We start from the raw sequence: 15,223 nt of genomic DNA on the forward strand, positions 1-15,223 counted from the left end.
CCGCGGTGCAGCCTGGCCTGAGCCAGGTGCATGGCGGCGTTCGAAGGACTGCGGCAGTCGCCGATCAGGCGTTGCCATCTCCCTTTTCCGGCGCAGGACTACCTGCCTGGATACGTTTGAAGATCTCTTCTCGATGTACCTGTACATCTTTGGGTGCGTCGATGCCGATTCGCACCTGCATTCCCTTTACACCCAGGATAGTAATCTTGATGTCGTCATGAATGACGATGCTTTCGCCTACCTTACGGGTCAGTATCAGCATGAACGGCTCCTTGATTCCCTTGCTTAGAATTTATCCGGTGTATGACGTGTGTCCATTGCTACCTGAATAGGAGCGCAGCATGACTAATTTAATTCCCTCGCGGCGCCGAGTTCACGTACGGTCGGCAGTCACGGCGCAACGAGTGGTAACGGGCGTTAGTATGGCGCGCTTCGTGACAGGCGCCTAGCAGATTGGCATTACGTTTGGTTTATAGGTGTGATAGTGGCACTCTTGCCACTATCCTGGCTTTAAACGGTCACGGCTGCCATTGTGTACGTTGGCCACTCAACTTCCGGTCTAGAAAACTGGCTGCGCTGATCAATGCCAGATGGCTCAATCCCTGAGGCGTATTGCCCAGATGATGACCGTGGCGGTCGAACTCTTCGGCGAACAGCCCCAATGGGTTGGCGTAGCGAAGCAACTGTTCGAACTCCAGATGCGCCTTTTCCACCTGTCCCGCTCTTGCCAGACACTCCACATACCAGAATGAACAGGCAGTGAAGGCGCCTTCATCGCCCGGCAGACCGTCGTCCTGGCGGTAGCGATAGACTATGCCGTCGCGCACCAGCGTACGTTCGATGGCCGCCAACGTACTGAGCCATTGGGGGTCGCTGGCACCCACGAAGCGCACCAACGGCATCAACAGCATCGAGCCGTCGAGTTCGACACCGCCCAGTTTCTGCACGAAGTGCCCGGCGTCGGCGTTCCAGAAATGAGTCCAGATATCATCGTGAATCGCCTGCCGTTCCTTGTCCCAGCGCTCGAACGGTGCTGGCAAGGAGCGTTTCTCGGCCAAGCGTAACGCTCGATCAATGGCCACCCAGCACATCAGCCGGGAATGCAGGTAATGCTCGGGTGGGTTGCGCATCTCCCAGATCCCGACGTCCTTTTGATGCCAGCTGCTGCAGACCTTGTCGACGATGTGGGTGACGTGTTTCCACCCCTCATGGGAAATGGCTTCGCCGTATTTGTTGGCCAGGTACACCGCGTCCAGCAACTCACCGTAGATATCGAGCTGGACCTGATCATGGGCACCGTTGCCCACCAGCACTGGACGGGCACCACCGTGTCCGCTCAGGTGATCGAGTTCCGATTCGGGCAGCTCCTCGCGGCCATCCAGGCCGTACACCACACCCAGGCGGGCTGGTTCGTCGGTGCATTCGCCGACCCGATCGCGCACCCAGCGCATATAGTCGTTGGCCTCGGTGGTGAAACCCAGGCGCATGAATGCGTACACGGTGAACGACGCGTCTCGGATCCAGGTATAGCGGTAATCCCAGTTGCGTACGCCACCCGGCGCCTCCGGCAGACCAAACGTGGCCGCCGCAATGATTCCGCCGTGCCGGCGTGACGTCAGCAGCTTGAGCGCCAAGGCAGAGCGGTCGACCATTTCCCGCCAGCGGCCCTTGTAGTTCGAATGGCCGATCCAGTTGCGCCAGAACGCCAGGGTTTCTTCCAGGCAAGTCTGCCCCGTGCCGGCGCTCACCATGGGGTCTTCCTCGCCACCCAGGATGAATTCGGCGCATTCGCCTTCCTTGAGTTCGAACACGGCAACGGCGCTGTGCTCGTCGATGCTCAGGGCCTGAGTCGCCGACAGACGCAAAGTGGGCTGACCTTCGGCGCGGAAGCAAACGTCCTCGCCGCTGGCGTAGGCCTGGGTATCGGCGCGGCTGTAGTCGTGGCGAACCCGACAACGCAAGCGAATGGTGGCCGTGCCATTGCGCGCCTCAACCCGGCGGATCAGCCGGGGCAGGGCGTCGGCAACGGCGGCGACCGGCATCAGGTCGGTGATCTCGATCACCGCGTCGTGGTCGATCCAGCGCGTTTGCAGGACATTGCTGTCGGGCAGGTAGATCTGTTGCCGGCGTGCACCGGGCAGGTCTGGGGCCAGTTCGAACACCCCGGCACGATCGCAATCGAGCAAGGCGGTGAATATCGAGGGACTGTCGAATTCGGGCCAGCAGCAGAAGTCGATGCTGCCGTTGTCGGCGACCAGTGCGGCGCTGCGCATGTCGCCTATGATGCCGTGGGCCTCGATGGGGCTTTGCGTAGTGCTGCAGACGTCTTTAGCCATTGTTTCGGAACCCCGGATACAGGCTCATGCCGCCGTCGATGAACAACGTGGTGCCATGTATGTAGTCACTCAGATCGGACGCCAGCCAGACCACTGCGTTGGCAACGTCGTCCACTTCGCCGACGCGGCCGTAGGGAATCAACTCCAGCAGTTTCTTTTCGGCATCGCCCTGGGTGTTCTCCTCGTTGATCGCCGTGCGGATGGCACCGGGTGCGATGGCATTCACGCGAATGCGCTGTTCGCCCACTTCCTGGGCAATGCTGCGCATCAGCAGGTCGATACCGCCTTTGGACGCGGCATAGTTGACGTGGCCTGCCCACGGAATGAGCTGGTGTACCGAACTCATGTGGATGATCTTGCCAGCCGCGCGCGACAGCCAGGAGCGTGGCCCTTGCTGCTGGAATTGACGCAAGGCGGCGCGGGCACAGAGGAACTGGCCGGTCAGGTTGACTTCGATCACCTTGTTCCAGTCGGCCAGGGTCATGTCGACCGTGGCGGCATCGCGTTGCAGCCCGGAGTTGGCAACCAGGATGTCCAGAGCGCCATAGGTGTCGATCGTCGTGGCGAACAGGCGTTCGACGTCGTCTTCCTTCGACACGTCCGCACCTACCGCAATGGCCTTGCCACCCGCTTCGCGGATCTGCGCAACGAGTTTTTCGGCAGGCTCTGCGTGGGAGTTGTAGTTCACGACCACGCTGGCACCGGCGGCGGCCAATGCCTTCGCGGCGGCGGCACCCAGACCAGAGCTGGCGCCGGTGACCAAGGCGACCTGTTTATCCAATGAAATCTGCATCCGGGATGATCCTCCGATAATGGCGTTTCAATGCTGACTGACAACGCGGTGCTGGAGTTCAGCCTGGAAACGTTTGGGCACGAATGCCATGCGCAGATGCCTAAACTGAATGACGGCCCGATGTGCCGTCCGCGCACTGCCAGGAGAAGTACCGTGACTACCAAGAATAAAGAATCCGATCGCGAAGACCTCGACCACAAGCCGGAAAATGCCGGCAAGATCGGTGAGGAGCACAAGCGCGAGAACCAGCAGGGGGAAAAGGAACGTACCCCCTCCGATGAAGGCCAGAGCAAGCCCGTCGGTTGAACCTCCGGCAGCCCCGACCCTTCGGGGCTGCCAGCTCGCTATACCGGTTCTGCCAAGGCGCTGCGCAGGTACGGCGCAGTCTGGCTTTGGCCAACCTCGGCCACCGCTTCGGGCCTTCCAGACGCCACGACCTTGCCGCCCTGATCACCGGCCTTCGGCCCGATGTCGATCACCCAGTCCGCCTGAGCCACCACGCGCATGTCGTGCTCGACCACGATCACGCTGTTACCGGCATCCACCAGATGATTGAGCTGCTGCATCAGCCGGTCCACATCGCTGGGGTGCAGGCCCGTGGTCGGCTCATCGAGCACATACAAGGTGGCGCCACGCTGATTGCGTTGCAGTTCGGTGGCCAGCTTGATCCGTTGCGCCTCGCCGCCCGACAGTTCGGTGGCGGGTTGACCGAGGCGCAGATAGCCCAGACCGATATCGCGCAGCACGCTCAAGGGGCGCAGCACCGCTGGCTGTTCGGCAAACACTTCACAGGCCTGATGGACCGTCAATTGCAACACGTCGGCAATGGTACGGCCCTGCCATTTCACCGCCAGGGTCTTGGGACTGTAGCGGGCGCCGTGACAGGTCGGGCAGGGGCTGAACACGCTGGGCATGAACAGCAGCTCGACGCTGACGAAACCTTCGCCTTCGCACTCCGGGCAGCGCCCCTTGGCCACGTTGAACGAGAACTGTCCGGCATCGAAACCGCGACGACGAGCCTCGTCGGTGGCGGCGAACAGCTTGCGCACGTGATCGAACAGTCCGGTGTAGGTGGCCAGGTTCGAGCGCGGTGTGCGGCCGATGGGCTTCTGATCGACCTGCACCAGTCGCTTGATGTGATCCATGCCCTCGACGATGTGCCCCGATTCTGTTTGCGGTGCGGCGTCTTCCAGCACGTCTTCGACTTCTTCCTGAGTCTGGCCCAGGTGTTCACCGACCAGCTCCAGCAATACCTGGCTGACCAGGCTCGACTTCCCCGAGCCGGAGATGCCGGTGACGGCGGTAAAGCATTGCAACGGAAATTGGGCGGCCACCTTGTGCAGATTGTTGCGGCTGACGTCGGCGAGTTTCAGCCAGTTGACGGTTTCGCGACGCGGGCACGGCAGCGGCACCGCGCCGCCGTACAGATAGGCACGGGTCTGTGAAGCGTCGATCCGGGCCAGGCCCTTGGGCGGACCGCTGTACAGCACTTGGCCACCCTGTTCGCCGGCCAGCGGCCCGACGTCGACCACCCAGTCGGCGCGCGCCATGGTGTCCAGATCGTGTTCGACGACGAACAGGGAATTGCCCGCCGCCTTGAGCCCCTGCAACGCCGTGTGCAATGACTCGCCGTCGGCCGGATGCAGGCCGGCGGTGGGTTCGTCCAGCACATAGACCACGCCGAACAGTTGCGAGCCGAGCTGGGTAGCCAGGCGCAGGCGCTGCAGCTCGCCGGACGACAGCGTCGGCGTGCTGCGTTCCAGCGACAGATAGCCCAGGCCCAGATCGATCAGAGTGTGCAGGCGACCGAGCAGGTTTTGCGCGAGCTGCTGAGCAGCCAGGCGCTTCTCCTCGCTGAGTTTCTTGCCCACCTGTTTGCCCTCGGCCACCGGCTTGAGCTTCTGCGCCAGCTGGCTGAGCGGCAGTTGCGAGAACTCGCCGATGTCCAGGCCGGCGAAGGTCACGCTCAGTGCTTCGGGTTTGAGCCGCTTGCCGGCGCAGACTTCGCACGCCGCGCCGATCATGAACTGGCTGACGCGCTTCTTCATCAGTGCGCTTTGCGAATGAGTGAAGGTGTGCAGCACATAGCGCCTCGCCCCGGTGAAGGTGCCTTGATAGCTGGGTTCCATCTTGCGCTTGAGCGCTTCGCGGGTCTGTTCCGGCGTCAGCCCGCCGTACACCGGCACGGTGGGGGTTTCTTCGGTAAACAGGATCCAGTCGCGCTGTTTCTTCGGCAGGTCGCGCCATGGTATGTCCACGTCATACCCCAGGGTCACGAGGATGTCGCGCTGGTTCTGGCCTTGCCATGCCGGCGGCCAGGAGGCCACCGCGCGCTCGCGAATGGTCAGGCTGTCGTCGGGCACCATGGTCTTTTCAGTGACTTCGTACACGCGGCCAAGCCCGTGGCAGTTCGGGCATGCACCCTGGGGCGTGTTGGGCGAGAAATCTTCGGCATAGAGCATGTCCTGGCCGGCAGGGTAGGCGCCGGCGCGGGAATAGAGCATGCGCACCAGGCTACCCAGTGTGGTGACGCTGCCCACCGAAGAGCGGGTACTGGGCGTACCGCGCTGTTGCTGCAGGGCGACCGCGGGCGGCAACCCTTCGATACTGTCGACATCTGGCACCCCGACCTGATCGATCAGGCGTCGAGCGTAGGGAGCGACCGATTCGAAGTAGCGCCGTTGCGCTTCGGCATAGAGGGTGCCGAATGCCAACGATGACTTGCCCGAACCTGATACCCCGGTGAAGACCACCAGGGCATCGCGCGGGATATCCACATCGACGTTCTTGAGGTTGTGTTCGCGGGCGCCGCGGACCTGGACGAAGCCGTTGGGAGCGGTAGGTTTCATGAAAAGCCTTGGAATGGATGAGCAGTGCAATAACCGACCGCAGTCTGCACCCACAATTCCGGAAGCCTTCCATAGGCGACGTTACGCAGCCGCCACCAGTCGTTCGAGAAACGTCGCCAGGGCGACCTCTTCCAGACGTAGCCCCTTGCGCTGGCGCGGCTTGGGCAATTTGGCCAGTTCACCCATGACGAAGTGCTCCAGCACCTTGGGATGGATGTAGCACTTGCGACAGACCGTCGGCGTGTTGCCCAACTGTTTGGCCACCGCCTTGACCATGTCGACGATGTGCTTCTTCGCATCAGGTTCTGGCTGCCAGTGCAGCTCACGCAGCATGGCCAGGGCCAGCGCGCTACCGGCCCAGGTACGGTAGTCCTTGGCGGTGAAGTGCGCGCCGGTGATCTGGTGCAGGTAGGCATTCACGTCGTGGGAACTGACGCTGTGCCGTTGACCTTCCTCGTCCAGGTACTGGAACAGATTCTGACCGGGTAGCTCCATGCAGCGCTTGACGATGGTAGCCAGGCGCCGGTCCTTTACCGTGACCGAATGCTCGACGCCACTCTTGCCACGGAACTGGAACGCAATGGTGTGGCCTTTGACCTCGACATGCTTGTTGCGCATCGTCGTCAGCCCATAGGATTTGTTGTCTCGGGCGTACTGGGTATTGCCCACGCGAATCAACGTGTTGTCGAGCAACGACACCACTGCTGCCATGACCTTGTTGCGATCCAGCCCCGGCGCGGCCAGGTGAGCCTCCAGTTGCCGCCGTACCTTGGGCAGCATCTTGCCGAACTCGATCATGCGCGAGTACTTGTCTTCATCACGCACCTCGCGCCAGCGCGGGTGATAGCGGTACTGCTTGCGCCCGCGGGCGTCACGTCCGGTCGCCTGCAGATGGCCCTGCGGATCGGAGCAGATCCACACATCGGTGTAGGCGGGCGGGATCACCAGCGCATTGATGCGCTTGATTTCGGCTTCGTCGCGAATGCGCTCGCCATCGGCCTTGAAGTAGGCGAAATGGCCACGCACCGTCTTGCGGCTCAGGCCTGGCTGGGTGTCGTCAACGTAATGCAGATCGGCAGGGAGTTCGATTTCGAGAAGGTCGGACATTTGTGCGCAAAACCATGGCCTGTGTCTGCAATGGACCGCGGCCGCTCGCGGAAGTCCCGTCGGCGATGTTCGAAGAGTGCTTGCTGGAAGCAAGTGTAGGAGATTTCCCCAAAAGCTTGGGAATTGTCCGGCTTTCGTGTCAGCACAGCACAGCAATACTGACGCCGCTGCACAAGGGGGCATTGGGGGGGGGGACGTGGCCATCCTACGAAGCTAGGGAAGATTTCACTCAAGCGTTTCGGAATCTTCCCATAGCCACCTCGGAATAAGCCGACCGACTTTGTCCGCGATTTACGGAACACTCCTACAGCAGGTGGCCCCGTCCTGCGCTTGACCACTGTCCCCTGATCCAGAACCAGAAGAGGCGCTGCAGAACGCTGCATAGGAAGCACGCGCCGGGCTCGCAAGCGCCGTCCGGCGCTATCGCAATCAGGAGAAAAACATGCGTACAGCACTGATAATCGACGATCACCCGTTCATCCGGTCAAGCGTCAAACTGTTGCTCAAGCAGGAGAGGTTCAGCGTGGTTGCAGAGGCGAAGGACGGTGTCGATGGCGTCCTCATGGTCAAGACTCATCAACCCGACCTGGTCGTGCTCGACATCTCCCTACCCGGACTCGACGGCATGGACGTCATTGCCAGGATCAAGGAAATGGGGACCAGCAGCCGGATCGTCATTCTCACCTCTCAACCCGCCGAACATTTTTCCCTGCGCTGCATGAAGCTGGGCGCCATGGGTTATGTGTCCAAGTGCGACGACCTCAACGAGCTGCGCAAGGCGGTAACGGCCATCGGTACCGGATTCACCTACTTCCCGGTGGTTGCCTTCAGCTCGGTGCGCAACAGCGATGCGCTGGTCAGCGAGGCGGACAGCATCGCGCGCCTGACCAACCGCGAGCTGACCATCCTCCAGCACCTGGCCCGTGGCCTGAGCAACAAGGCCATCGGCGAGCTGATGCTGCTCAGCAACAAGACCGTGAGCACGTACAAGTTTCGGCTGATGGACAAGCTGCAGATGGGCTCGCTGGTCGAGCTGGCCGAGCTCGCCAAACGTAACTTTCTGGTTTGACGGGTGAGCTGATGAGCCTGATGGCGAGGACTGGTCGTGGCGTTCGCTGCATGCTCGTGTGGCTGGCCGGTACGGCACTGGTCCATGCCGAGATGCTGCCGTTGCACGGCCGGTCACAGCCCGAGATTGCCTGGTTCGACCGCCTGCAGGTCCAGTTGGCCGACCGCGATCGGCAGTGGCTGCGGGCGCGACGTACCTTGCGGGTGGGCGTCAGCCGCCCCGATTACGCGCCGTTCGACCTGTCCGCCAATGGCGCCAGCTATGAAGGGGGGAGTGCCGACTATCTGGGCCTGCTGGCGCGGCTGCTCGAGTTGCAGGTGGAAGTGCAGGCCTATCCGTCCCGTGAACTGGCGATGGCCGCGCTCAAGGCGGGCGAGGTCCAGGTGCTGGGCACAGCCAGTCGTCGTGAAGCACTGCGTTACGGCCTGCTGCTCTCGAGCCCCTACATCGAAGACCGGCCGGTGCTGGCCACGCGCCGGGAGTCCGCGCTGAACGCCGATCCTGCCTTGCCGGTGCGCGTCGCCCTGGTACGAGACCATGTTTCGCCCAGTGAGGTGCGCGAACGTTTCCCGACGGCCCAGCTGCAATTTCACCCAACCCCCCTGAACGCCATGGCGGCAGTGGCGTACCAGCAGGCAGACCTGTTCGTCGGCGGGGCCCTCGCGGTGTTCCATCAGGCCGATGGCAGCCAGTTGCCCGCCTTGCGCCTGCAATCGGCGGTGGGCATCGAGGGGCACGCCTTCGGCTTTGCCGTCGGCCCGCACGATGCGCGCCTGCTGCGGGTATTGGACAAGGCCTTGGCGGTGATACCGGATGAGGCACGGGCCAGCATTCTGCGACGCTGGAGCGTCGAGCGTCCGGACGTGGCGGAGCCTGCGGCATTGCCCTTGAATGCAGTGCAGCGCCAGTGGCTGGCCGGACGTCGAGAGCTGCGTGTGCTGATGGATCCGCGTTTCGTGCCCGTCAGCTACCGTGACGATCAAGGCCGCTTCGCCGGCGTGGCTGCCGATGTGCTGCAACAGATCGCCCGGCGCACCGGGCTGGCCATCGACGTGATCGAGGGCACTTCCCTGACGCGCATGAGCGAAATGATCGAACGCGGTGAGGCCGACCTGATCGCAGCGATGATCCCCAGCCCCGAGCGGCAGACCCGCCTGGCGTTCAGCCGAGGGTTCCTGAGCAGCTCACCGGTGCTGGTCACCCGTGAAGGCCAGCGAGGTCTGACCTCCCTGGAGCAGGCCAGCGGCAAGCGAGTAGTGCTGGTGGAGGGCAGTCGTGTGCATGAATGGCTTCAGGAACACTACCCCTCGATCACCCGACTGGACGCGGTCAGTACGGCCGAGGCACTGGCCATGCTCGACCGCGGCCAGGCCGACGCCGCAGTGCTGCCATTGATCGCCGCGCGCTACATGATCGCGCGACAATACCGCGAGCGGCTGCGCATCAGCGTGGCGCTGCCGCTGGCCCCGGTCCATTTCGCCTTCGCCGTATCACCGCAGGCTCACGTGCTGCAATCGATTCTCGACAGTGCCCTGCAGGACATTCCTCCGCCGCACATGAGCGAGCTGACACGCCACTGGCGCACTGAAATGATCGTCGCCGACGGCCTTTGGCAGCGCTACCGCTGGGCGATCATGCAGGGATTTGCCGCGGCTTTGCTCCTGCTGTTGCTGGCGTTGGGCTGGGTCAGCTACCTCAAGCGCCTGATCCGCCAGCGCGTGGATGCCGAGCGTGCGTTGACCACGCAACTGGAGGTCATGCGGGTGATGATCGACGGCACGCCCCATCCGATCTACATCCGCGATCGCCAGGCGCGTCTGATCAACTGCAACACTGGCTACCTGCAGGCCCTGGGCGTCACCCGCGAGGCCATACTGAACAAGCCGCTGGCCGGCTATGGGTTGCTTCAGGAGGCCCATGCACAGGTTGCGCAGGACGTATACATGCAGGTCATGGAGCGCGGAGAACCGGTGGTCGAGGACCGCACACTGACGCTGCCATCAGGTGAGGTGCTGATCATCCACCACTGGATGTTGCCTTACCGCGGTGTCGACGGCTGCATACAGGGCCTGATCGCCGGGTGGGTCGATATCACCGAACGTCAGCGCCTGTGCGAAGCCTATCGCGAAGCCCAGGCTCAGGCCGAAGCAGCCAACCAGGCCAAGACCACTTTTCTGGCAACCATGAGTCACGAGATCCGGACGCCGATGAATGCCGTGCTGGGCATGCTCGAACTGGCCCTGAAGAAAGCCGAGCAGGGCATGCTCGACAAGCCGGCCCTGGAGGTCGCCTCGCAATCGGCCAACGGTCTGCTCGCGCTGATCGGCGACATTCTCGACGTCACCCGCATCGAAGCCGGGCGGCTGGAACTGCTGGCCGCGCCCTGCCAGTTGGGACAACTGGCAGGGGACACCGTCGGCCTGTTCCAGGCCCAGGCCCGGGAGAAACACTTGCGGCTCAAGCTCGACATGCTGGGTGCACCCGATACCTGGCTCAGCGTCGATCCGGTGCGCTTCAAGCAGATCATCGCCAATCTGCTCAGCAATGCGATCAAGTTCACCCGCGAGGGGCAGGTCACGGTGAGCCTCGGCGTCTGGCCGCAGACCCACGGCGCGCGGGTCGAATTGAGCGTGGAAGATAGCGGTCAAGGCATCGCTCAGGCCGATCTGGCTCGCTTGGGCGCTCCTTATCGGCAGGCTGCCGGCGGCCGCGGCAGCCGTGTCGGCGCCGGGCTGGGCCTGAGCATCTGCCGTAGCCTGGCGGCGCTGATGAAAGGCCGATTGGAACTGTACAGCGTGCTCGGCTGCGGCACTCGGGTCCAAGTACAGTTCGACGCGGTACCCCGCGCCATTGCCCCGCAGCAGATCGCGCGCGAGACGTCGCGCAGCAACTTGCCGGCGCTGCAGGTGCTGGTGGTCGATGATTACCCGGCCAACCGATTGCTGCTGGAGCGTCAGCTGACTTTTCTCGGTCATCGCGTAACGGTCGCCGAACACGGCGCCGCCGGCCTGCGCGCCTGGTTGCGGGGTGCCTACGACGTGGTGATCAGCGATTGCAACATGCCGGGTATCAATGGCTATCAGCTGGTCAAGGCCGTACGCGAGCACGAGCGCCGAAAGAAACTTGAGCCGTGTCTGTTCCTCGGCTGCACGGCGAACGCGCAGATACGCGAGCGTCTGCGCTGCCTCCAGCAAGGCATGGACGACTGCCTGTTCAAGCCATTGAGTCTGGAAAGTCTGGCACTGCACCTGGATCCACATCGCGCCCGCCGCAGGGTCGAGACAGAAGATGATGAGGTGGACCTCGGCAGCCTCGATCAACTGACCGGCGGCGATGCAAGTTCCCTGCGGCGCCTGCTCGATGATCTGGCCGAGAGCAACCTGCAGGACCTCAAGCGCCTGCATTCGTTGGCGCAACCCTACGCCATCGGCGAGGTGGCGGAACTGGTGCACCGAATCAAGGGCGGCGCCCGCATCGTCCGCGCTCGACGGCTGCTGGCGGCCTGCGAAGCACTGGAACAGGCCTGCACCGCTCACCCTTCGGCCGAACGGATGCGTCGCGGGGTCGAGGATCTGGCGGCTGCCATGGTCAGCCTGGACGACTATCTGAAACGGCACGAAAGATCCGGCAAGGCGTAGGAATTTTCCAGTGCGTATTGGGAATTTGCCTGCATCCCGCGGATAGCACGGAGTTGAACATAGGCATGAAGAAACAGGGGCATGAGGTAACAGGGGAAGTGATCGTGTCAGATATCAAGCCAACGGTGTTACTGGTCGAAAGTCATGGTTTTCAGCGTGCGATCGCCGTGCGGATGCTCAATCAGCTGGGTTGCAGTTGCGTGTATCAGGCGCAGACCAGCGAGCAGGCGGTGCAGTTGCTGCGCGAGCACCAGCCCATCGACGTGCTGGTGTGCAACGTCGATGTACTGGGGGTGGGTGCCTTGCGCATCATCCAGGAGGCGGTCACCCGCAAGCGCGTGCGCGCGGTGCTGATCGGTGGCGGACTCGATCCGGAGGTGCGCACCGGGCTGTACCAGTGGGTGTCGATGCTGGGTGTCGAGTACCTGGTGGATGCCGGCAGCCCGTTGGACTTTGATCGGTTGCAACGTTTCTTCGCAGCCTTGGGCACGCCACAGCAGGCGGTGAGGGCAACCCCGTCGACGTTTCGCATCGGCCGTGCCGAGGTACAGGCGGGGATCGCAGACGGCCAGTTCGACATCTGCTTTCTGCCGCGTTGCACGGTTGCCGACGGGCGTATTCGCAGTGTCGATGCGCAGTTGAGCTGGCGGCACCCGCGACATGGCCCGCTGGCCATGCCGCAGTTCTGCCCGGCGGTGGAGCGGGCAGGGCTGGGCAATGCGCTGCTGTTGTACATGGCCGAGCAGGCGGTAGAGGTTCAGCATCAGCTTGCCGATGTCGGTCTGCAGGTGGGCTTGAGCCTGGGCATGCGACTCGAGCAGCTGGGTCATCCACCGCTGATGAACGAGTTGCTCGGCATACTGCGCGGACATTTGACGGGCAAGCATCGCGTGGCGCTGGAGCTCAGCCATGTCGGCCTGGCGCGGCCCAAGGCCGAATACCTGGAAACTCTGCTGCGAGTTCGGCTCATGGGTTGCGACCTGGGCATGCAGGGCTTCGGCTTCGGTGGGGCGTCGCTGCAGCGCCTGTGTCAGTGGCCGATCAATCAGTTGCGTCTGGCGGCTCCATTTTTACTCGAAGCGCCGCATCAGTCGCGCCACTTGGCCGTGGTCCAGCACATGTCGGTCGCCGCGCGTACCTTGGGCATCGAACTGACGGTGACCGGCGTGCAGAGCGCGGTGCACCATCTGCTGCTATACGACCTCGGCTGCCTGCGCGGTCAGGGCGATTATTTCGCCGCACCCCTGACCGCCGCCACCCTGCAGCAGCGGCTCCAGCAACCCAAGACGCTGCAACCCATACGCCGCGAGTAGCCCCGCCCGGACGCATCACGCGCCCCGCCGGCCCTGTAGCCGCGGCGCGAGCCGCGTCCGGGTTTATCGTGTTCCTTCAGGCATACCGCATCCACCGCCGACGCGGCTTGCGCCGCTGCTACAGGGGATCGCGGTTTCTGTAGCAGCGGCGCAAGCCGCGTCCGGGTTCATCGCGTTCTTTCAGGGCGTACCGCATCCACCGCCGACGCGGCTTGCGCCGCTGCTACAGGGGATCGCGGTCTCTGTAGCAGCGGCGCGAGCCGCGTCCGGGTTCATCGTGTTCCTTCAGGCATACCGCATCCACCGCCGACGCGGCTTGCGCCGCTGCTACAGGGGATCGCGGTCTCTGTAGCAGCGGCGCGAGCCGCGTCCGGGTTCATCACGTTCTTTCAGGCGTACCGCATCCACCGCCGACGCGGCTTGCGCCGCTGCTACAGGGGATCGCGGTCTCTGTAGCCGCGGCGCGAGCCGCGTGCGGGTTTATCGTGTTCCTTCAGGCGTACCGCATCCACCGCCGACGCGGCTTGCGCCGCTGCTACAGGGGATCGCGGTCTCTGTAGCCGCGGCGCGAGCCGCGTGCGGGTTTATCGTGTTCCTTCAGGCATACCGCATCCACCGCCGACGCGGCTTGCGCCGCTGCTACAGGGGATCGCGGCTTGTGTAGCAGCGGCGCGAGCCGCGTCCGGGTTCATCGCGTTCTTTCAGGCGTACCGCATCCACCGCCGACGCGGCTTGCGCCGCTGCTACAGGGGATCGCGGCTTGTGTAGCAGCGGCGCGAGCCGCGTTCGGGTTTATCGTGTTCCTTCAGGCATACCGCGTTCACCGCCGACGCGCCTTGCGCCGCTGCTACAGGGGATCGCGGTCTCTGTAGCAGCGGCGCGAGCCGCGTCCGGGTTTGTGGCGTGCTTTCAGGCGTACCGCATCCACCGCCGACGCGGCTTGCGCCGCTGCTACAGGGGATCGCGGTCTCTGTAGCAGCGGTGCTGCGGAGTGTCAGATCCGCCGCGTGCGGCAATCACGCGGTTTGATGCGATCCTCAGGCCAACACGGCAACGGCCTTGATCTGGGCCCAGGCCTGCAAACCTGCCACAACGCCCAGCTGGTCCGCCGAAAAGCGGGTGATCCGCGCCAGTATCAAGGTCTCACCCGCGCGCAGGCTGAGTTGCACATGCGCTGGATTATGTGCCGCCGACACCTGCTCGACGGTAACGGCAAAGCGATTGAGAATGCTGCTGGCGTCGTCCTGGCTCAGGCTGAGGCTGACGTCCCGGGCCTGGATCTTGATCCGCACAGTCTCGCCAGCGGTCCTGAGTTCGTGAGCGACACGCAGGGGTTCGACAGCGCCGGGCAATTGCAGTGAGAGCAGTTGGTAAGTGGGATCGTAGCCCTGCACCCTGGCCTGGACCACCACCCCGGCATCGGCTTCCTGCGCCATGGGCAGGTCGAGGCGCGCCAGGGTCGGGCCCAGTGGCCCGCTGGCCAGCACCCGGCCCTGTTCCAGCACCACCAGGTGGTCGGCCAGACGCGCGACTTCGTCCTGCGCGTGGCTGACGTACACCACCGGAATCTCCAGCTCGTCGTGCAGCCGTTCCAGGTAGGGCAGAATTTCACCCTTGCGTCGGCTGTCCAGCGCGGCCAAGGGTTCGTCCATCAGCAACAACCTGGGGCTGGTCAACAGCGCCCGAGCGATCCCCACACGTTGCCGCTCGCCACCGGACAGATTCGCCGGCTGACGTTCCAGCAGGTGTTCGATGCCCAGCAGACTGCACGCCTGATCGAGCGCGACCTTGCGCTGCTCAGGCTGGATTCGGCGCCAACCGTATTCCAGATTGCCGCGCACCGAGAGATGCTCGAACAAGCTGGCCTCCTGAAAGACATAGCCCAGCGCCCGCTTGTGCGGCGCCACGAAAATGCCCCGGGCGCTGTCCTGCCAGACCTCGCCGTTGACCTCTATGTAAGCGTTCGCAGCCTGCGACAAGCCGGCCAGGCAGCGCAGGCAGGTGGTCTTGCCTGAGCCTGAATCACCGAACAGCGCACTGACCCCGCGTCCCGGCAGTTGCAGGTCGACGTTCAGCGAGAACGCGCCATAGGTCATGTCGATACGGGCATGGATCATT

General features: G+C 63.5%; 10 protein-coding genes. 4 read left to right on the forward strand and 6 right to left on the reverse strand.

The window, feature by feature from the left end; all coding sequences use genetic code 11:
* Positions 1 to 64: 64 nt before the first annotated feature.
* The 3 genes from csrA to BLV18_RS09505 form a co-directional block, all read right to left on the reverse strand.
* Positions 65 to 262, reverse strand: a complete 198-nt coding sequence (gene csrA / locus BLV18_RS09495; protein WP_090358007.1) for a carbon storage regulator CsrA — start codon at positions 260 to 262, stop codon at positions 65 to 67.
* A 256-nt stretch (positions 263 to 518) separates the two neighbouring features.
* Entirely contained in the window at positions 519 to 2,336 is a 1,818-nt protein-coding gene (locus BLV18_RS09500; RefSeq protein WP_090358009.1) for a glycoside hydrolase family 15 protein, read from the reverse strand.
* A complete protein-coding gene (locus BLV18_RS09505) occupies positions 2,329 to 3,129 on the reverse strand; it encodes a glucose 1-dehydrogenase (protein WP_090358011.1) in 801 nt (266 codons plus the stop codon). Before BLV18_RS09505 ends, BLV18_RS09500 begins: the two co-directional genes overlap by 8 nt.
* A 30-nt stretch (positions 3,130 to 3,159) precedes the next feature.
* Between BLV18_RS09505 and BLV18_RS09510 the strand changes: the two genes are divergently transcribed.
* Positions 3,160 to 3,435 (forward strand): hypothetical protein, encoded by a 276-nt coding sequence (locus BLV18_RS09510; RefSeq protein WP_244156976.1) that lies wholly within the window; start codon positions 3,160 to 3,162, stop codon positions 3,433 to 3,435.
* Between the two features lie 38 nt (positions 3,436 to 3,473).
* On the opposite strand, the gene uvrA is transcribed toward BLV18_RS09510, so the two are convergent.
* A complete protein-coding gene (gene uvrA / locus BLV18_RS09515) occupies positions 3,474 to 5,978 on the reverse strand; it encodes an excinuclease ABC subunit UvrA (RefSeq protein ID WP_090358013.1) in 2,505 nt (834 codons plus the stop codon).
* An 81-nt stretch (positions 5,979 to 6,059) separates the two neighbouring features.
* Positions 6,060 to 7,085: a DNA topoisomerase IB gene (locus BLV18_RS09520; protein WP_090358015.1), complete on the reverse strand. Its 1,026-nt coding sequence runs from the start codon at positions 7,083 to 7,085 to the stop codon at positions 6,060 to 6,062.
* 442 nt (positions 7,086 to 7,527) lie between these two features.
* On the opposite strand from BLV18_RS09520, the gene BLV18_RS09525 reads away from it, so the two are divergent.
* The 3 genes from BLV18_RS09525 to BLV18_RS09535 all read left to right on the forward strand — a co-directional run bounded on the left by BLV18_RS09525 (position 7,528) and on the right by BLV18_RS09535 (position 13,105).
* On the forward strand, positions 7,528 to 8,154 hold the full coding sequence (locus BLV18_RS09525) for a response regulator transcription factor (protein ID WP_090358017.1): 627 nt from the start codon (positions 7,528 to 7,530) through the stop codon (positions 8,152 to 8,154).
* Positions 8,155 to 8,204: 50 nt separating this feature from the next.
* On the forward strand, positions 8,205 to 11,792 hold the full coding sequence (locus BLV18_RS09530; RefSeq protein WP_167375926.1) for a transporter substrate-binding domain-containing protein: 3,588 nt from the start codon (positions 8,205 to 8,207) through the stop codon (positions 11,790 to 11,792).
* A 104-nt stretch (positions 11,793 to 11,896) separates the two neighbouring features.
* The gene (locus BLV18_RS09535) at positions 11,897 to 13,105 is read left to right on the forward strand and encodes an EAL domain-containing response regulator (protein ID WP_167375927.1); all 1,209 of its coding nucleotides are present in this window, start codon (positions 11,897 to 11,899) and stop codon (positions 13,103 to 13,105) included.
* A gap of 1,037 nt (positions 13,106 to 14,142) precedes the next feature.
* Here the strand turns inward: BLV18_RS09535 and modC are convergent.
* Positions 14,143 to 15,222 carry a molybdenum ABC transporter ATP-binding protein gene (modC, locus tag BLV18_RS09540; RefSeq protein ID WP_090358024.1) on the reverse strand — a complete coding sequence of 360 codons (1,080 nt, stop codon included), beginning with the start codon at positions 15,220 to 15,222 and terminating at the stop codon, positions 14,143 to 14,145.
* Position 15,223 lies beyond the last annotated feature (1 nt).

The sequence above is a fragment of the Pseudomonas coleopterorum genome, assembly GCF_900105555.1.
GTDB lineage: Bacteria > Pseudomonadota > Gammaproteobacteria > Pseudomonadales > Pseudomonadaceae > Aquipseudomonas > Aquipseudomonas coleopterorum.

Bases quoted from the DNA above. Each gene is read 5' to 3' on its own strand.
- csrA (WP_090358007.1), bottom strand. From the start codon at position 262: ATGCTGATACTGACCCGTAAGGTAGGCGAAAGCATCGTCATTCATGAC.
- BLV18_RS09500 (WP_090358009.1), bottom strand. From the start codon at position 2,336: ATGGCTAAAGACGTCTGCAGCACTACGCAAAGCCCCATCGAGGCCCAC.
- BLV18_RS09505 (WP_090358011.1), bottom strand. From the start codon at position 3,129: ATGCAGATTTCATTGGATAAACAGGTCGCCTTGGTCACCGGCGCCAGC.
- BLV18_RS09510 (WP_244156976.1), top strand. From the start codon at position 3,160: ATGCTGACTGACAACGCGGTGCTGGAGTTCAGCCTGGAAACGTTTGGG.
- uvrA (WP_090358013.1), bottom strand. From the start codon at position 5,978: ATGAAACCTACCGCTCCCAACGGCTTCGTCCAGGTCCGCGGCGCCCGC.
- BLV18_RS09520 (WP_090358015.1), bottom strand. From the start codon at position 7,085: ATGTCCGACCTTCTCGAAATCGAACTCCCTGCCGATCTGCATTACGTT.
- BLV18_RS09525 (WP_090358017.1), top strand. From the start codon at position 7,528: ATGCGTACAGCACTGATAATCGACGATCACCCGTTCATCCGGTCAAGC.
- BLV18_RS09530 (WP_167375926.1), top strand. From the start codon at position 8,205: ATGCTCGTGTGGCTGGCCGGTACGGCACTGGTCCATGCCGAGATGCTG.
- modC (WP_090358024.1), bottom strand. From the start codon at position 15,222: ATGATCCATGCCCGTATCGACATGACCTATGGCGCGTTCTCGCTGAAC.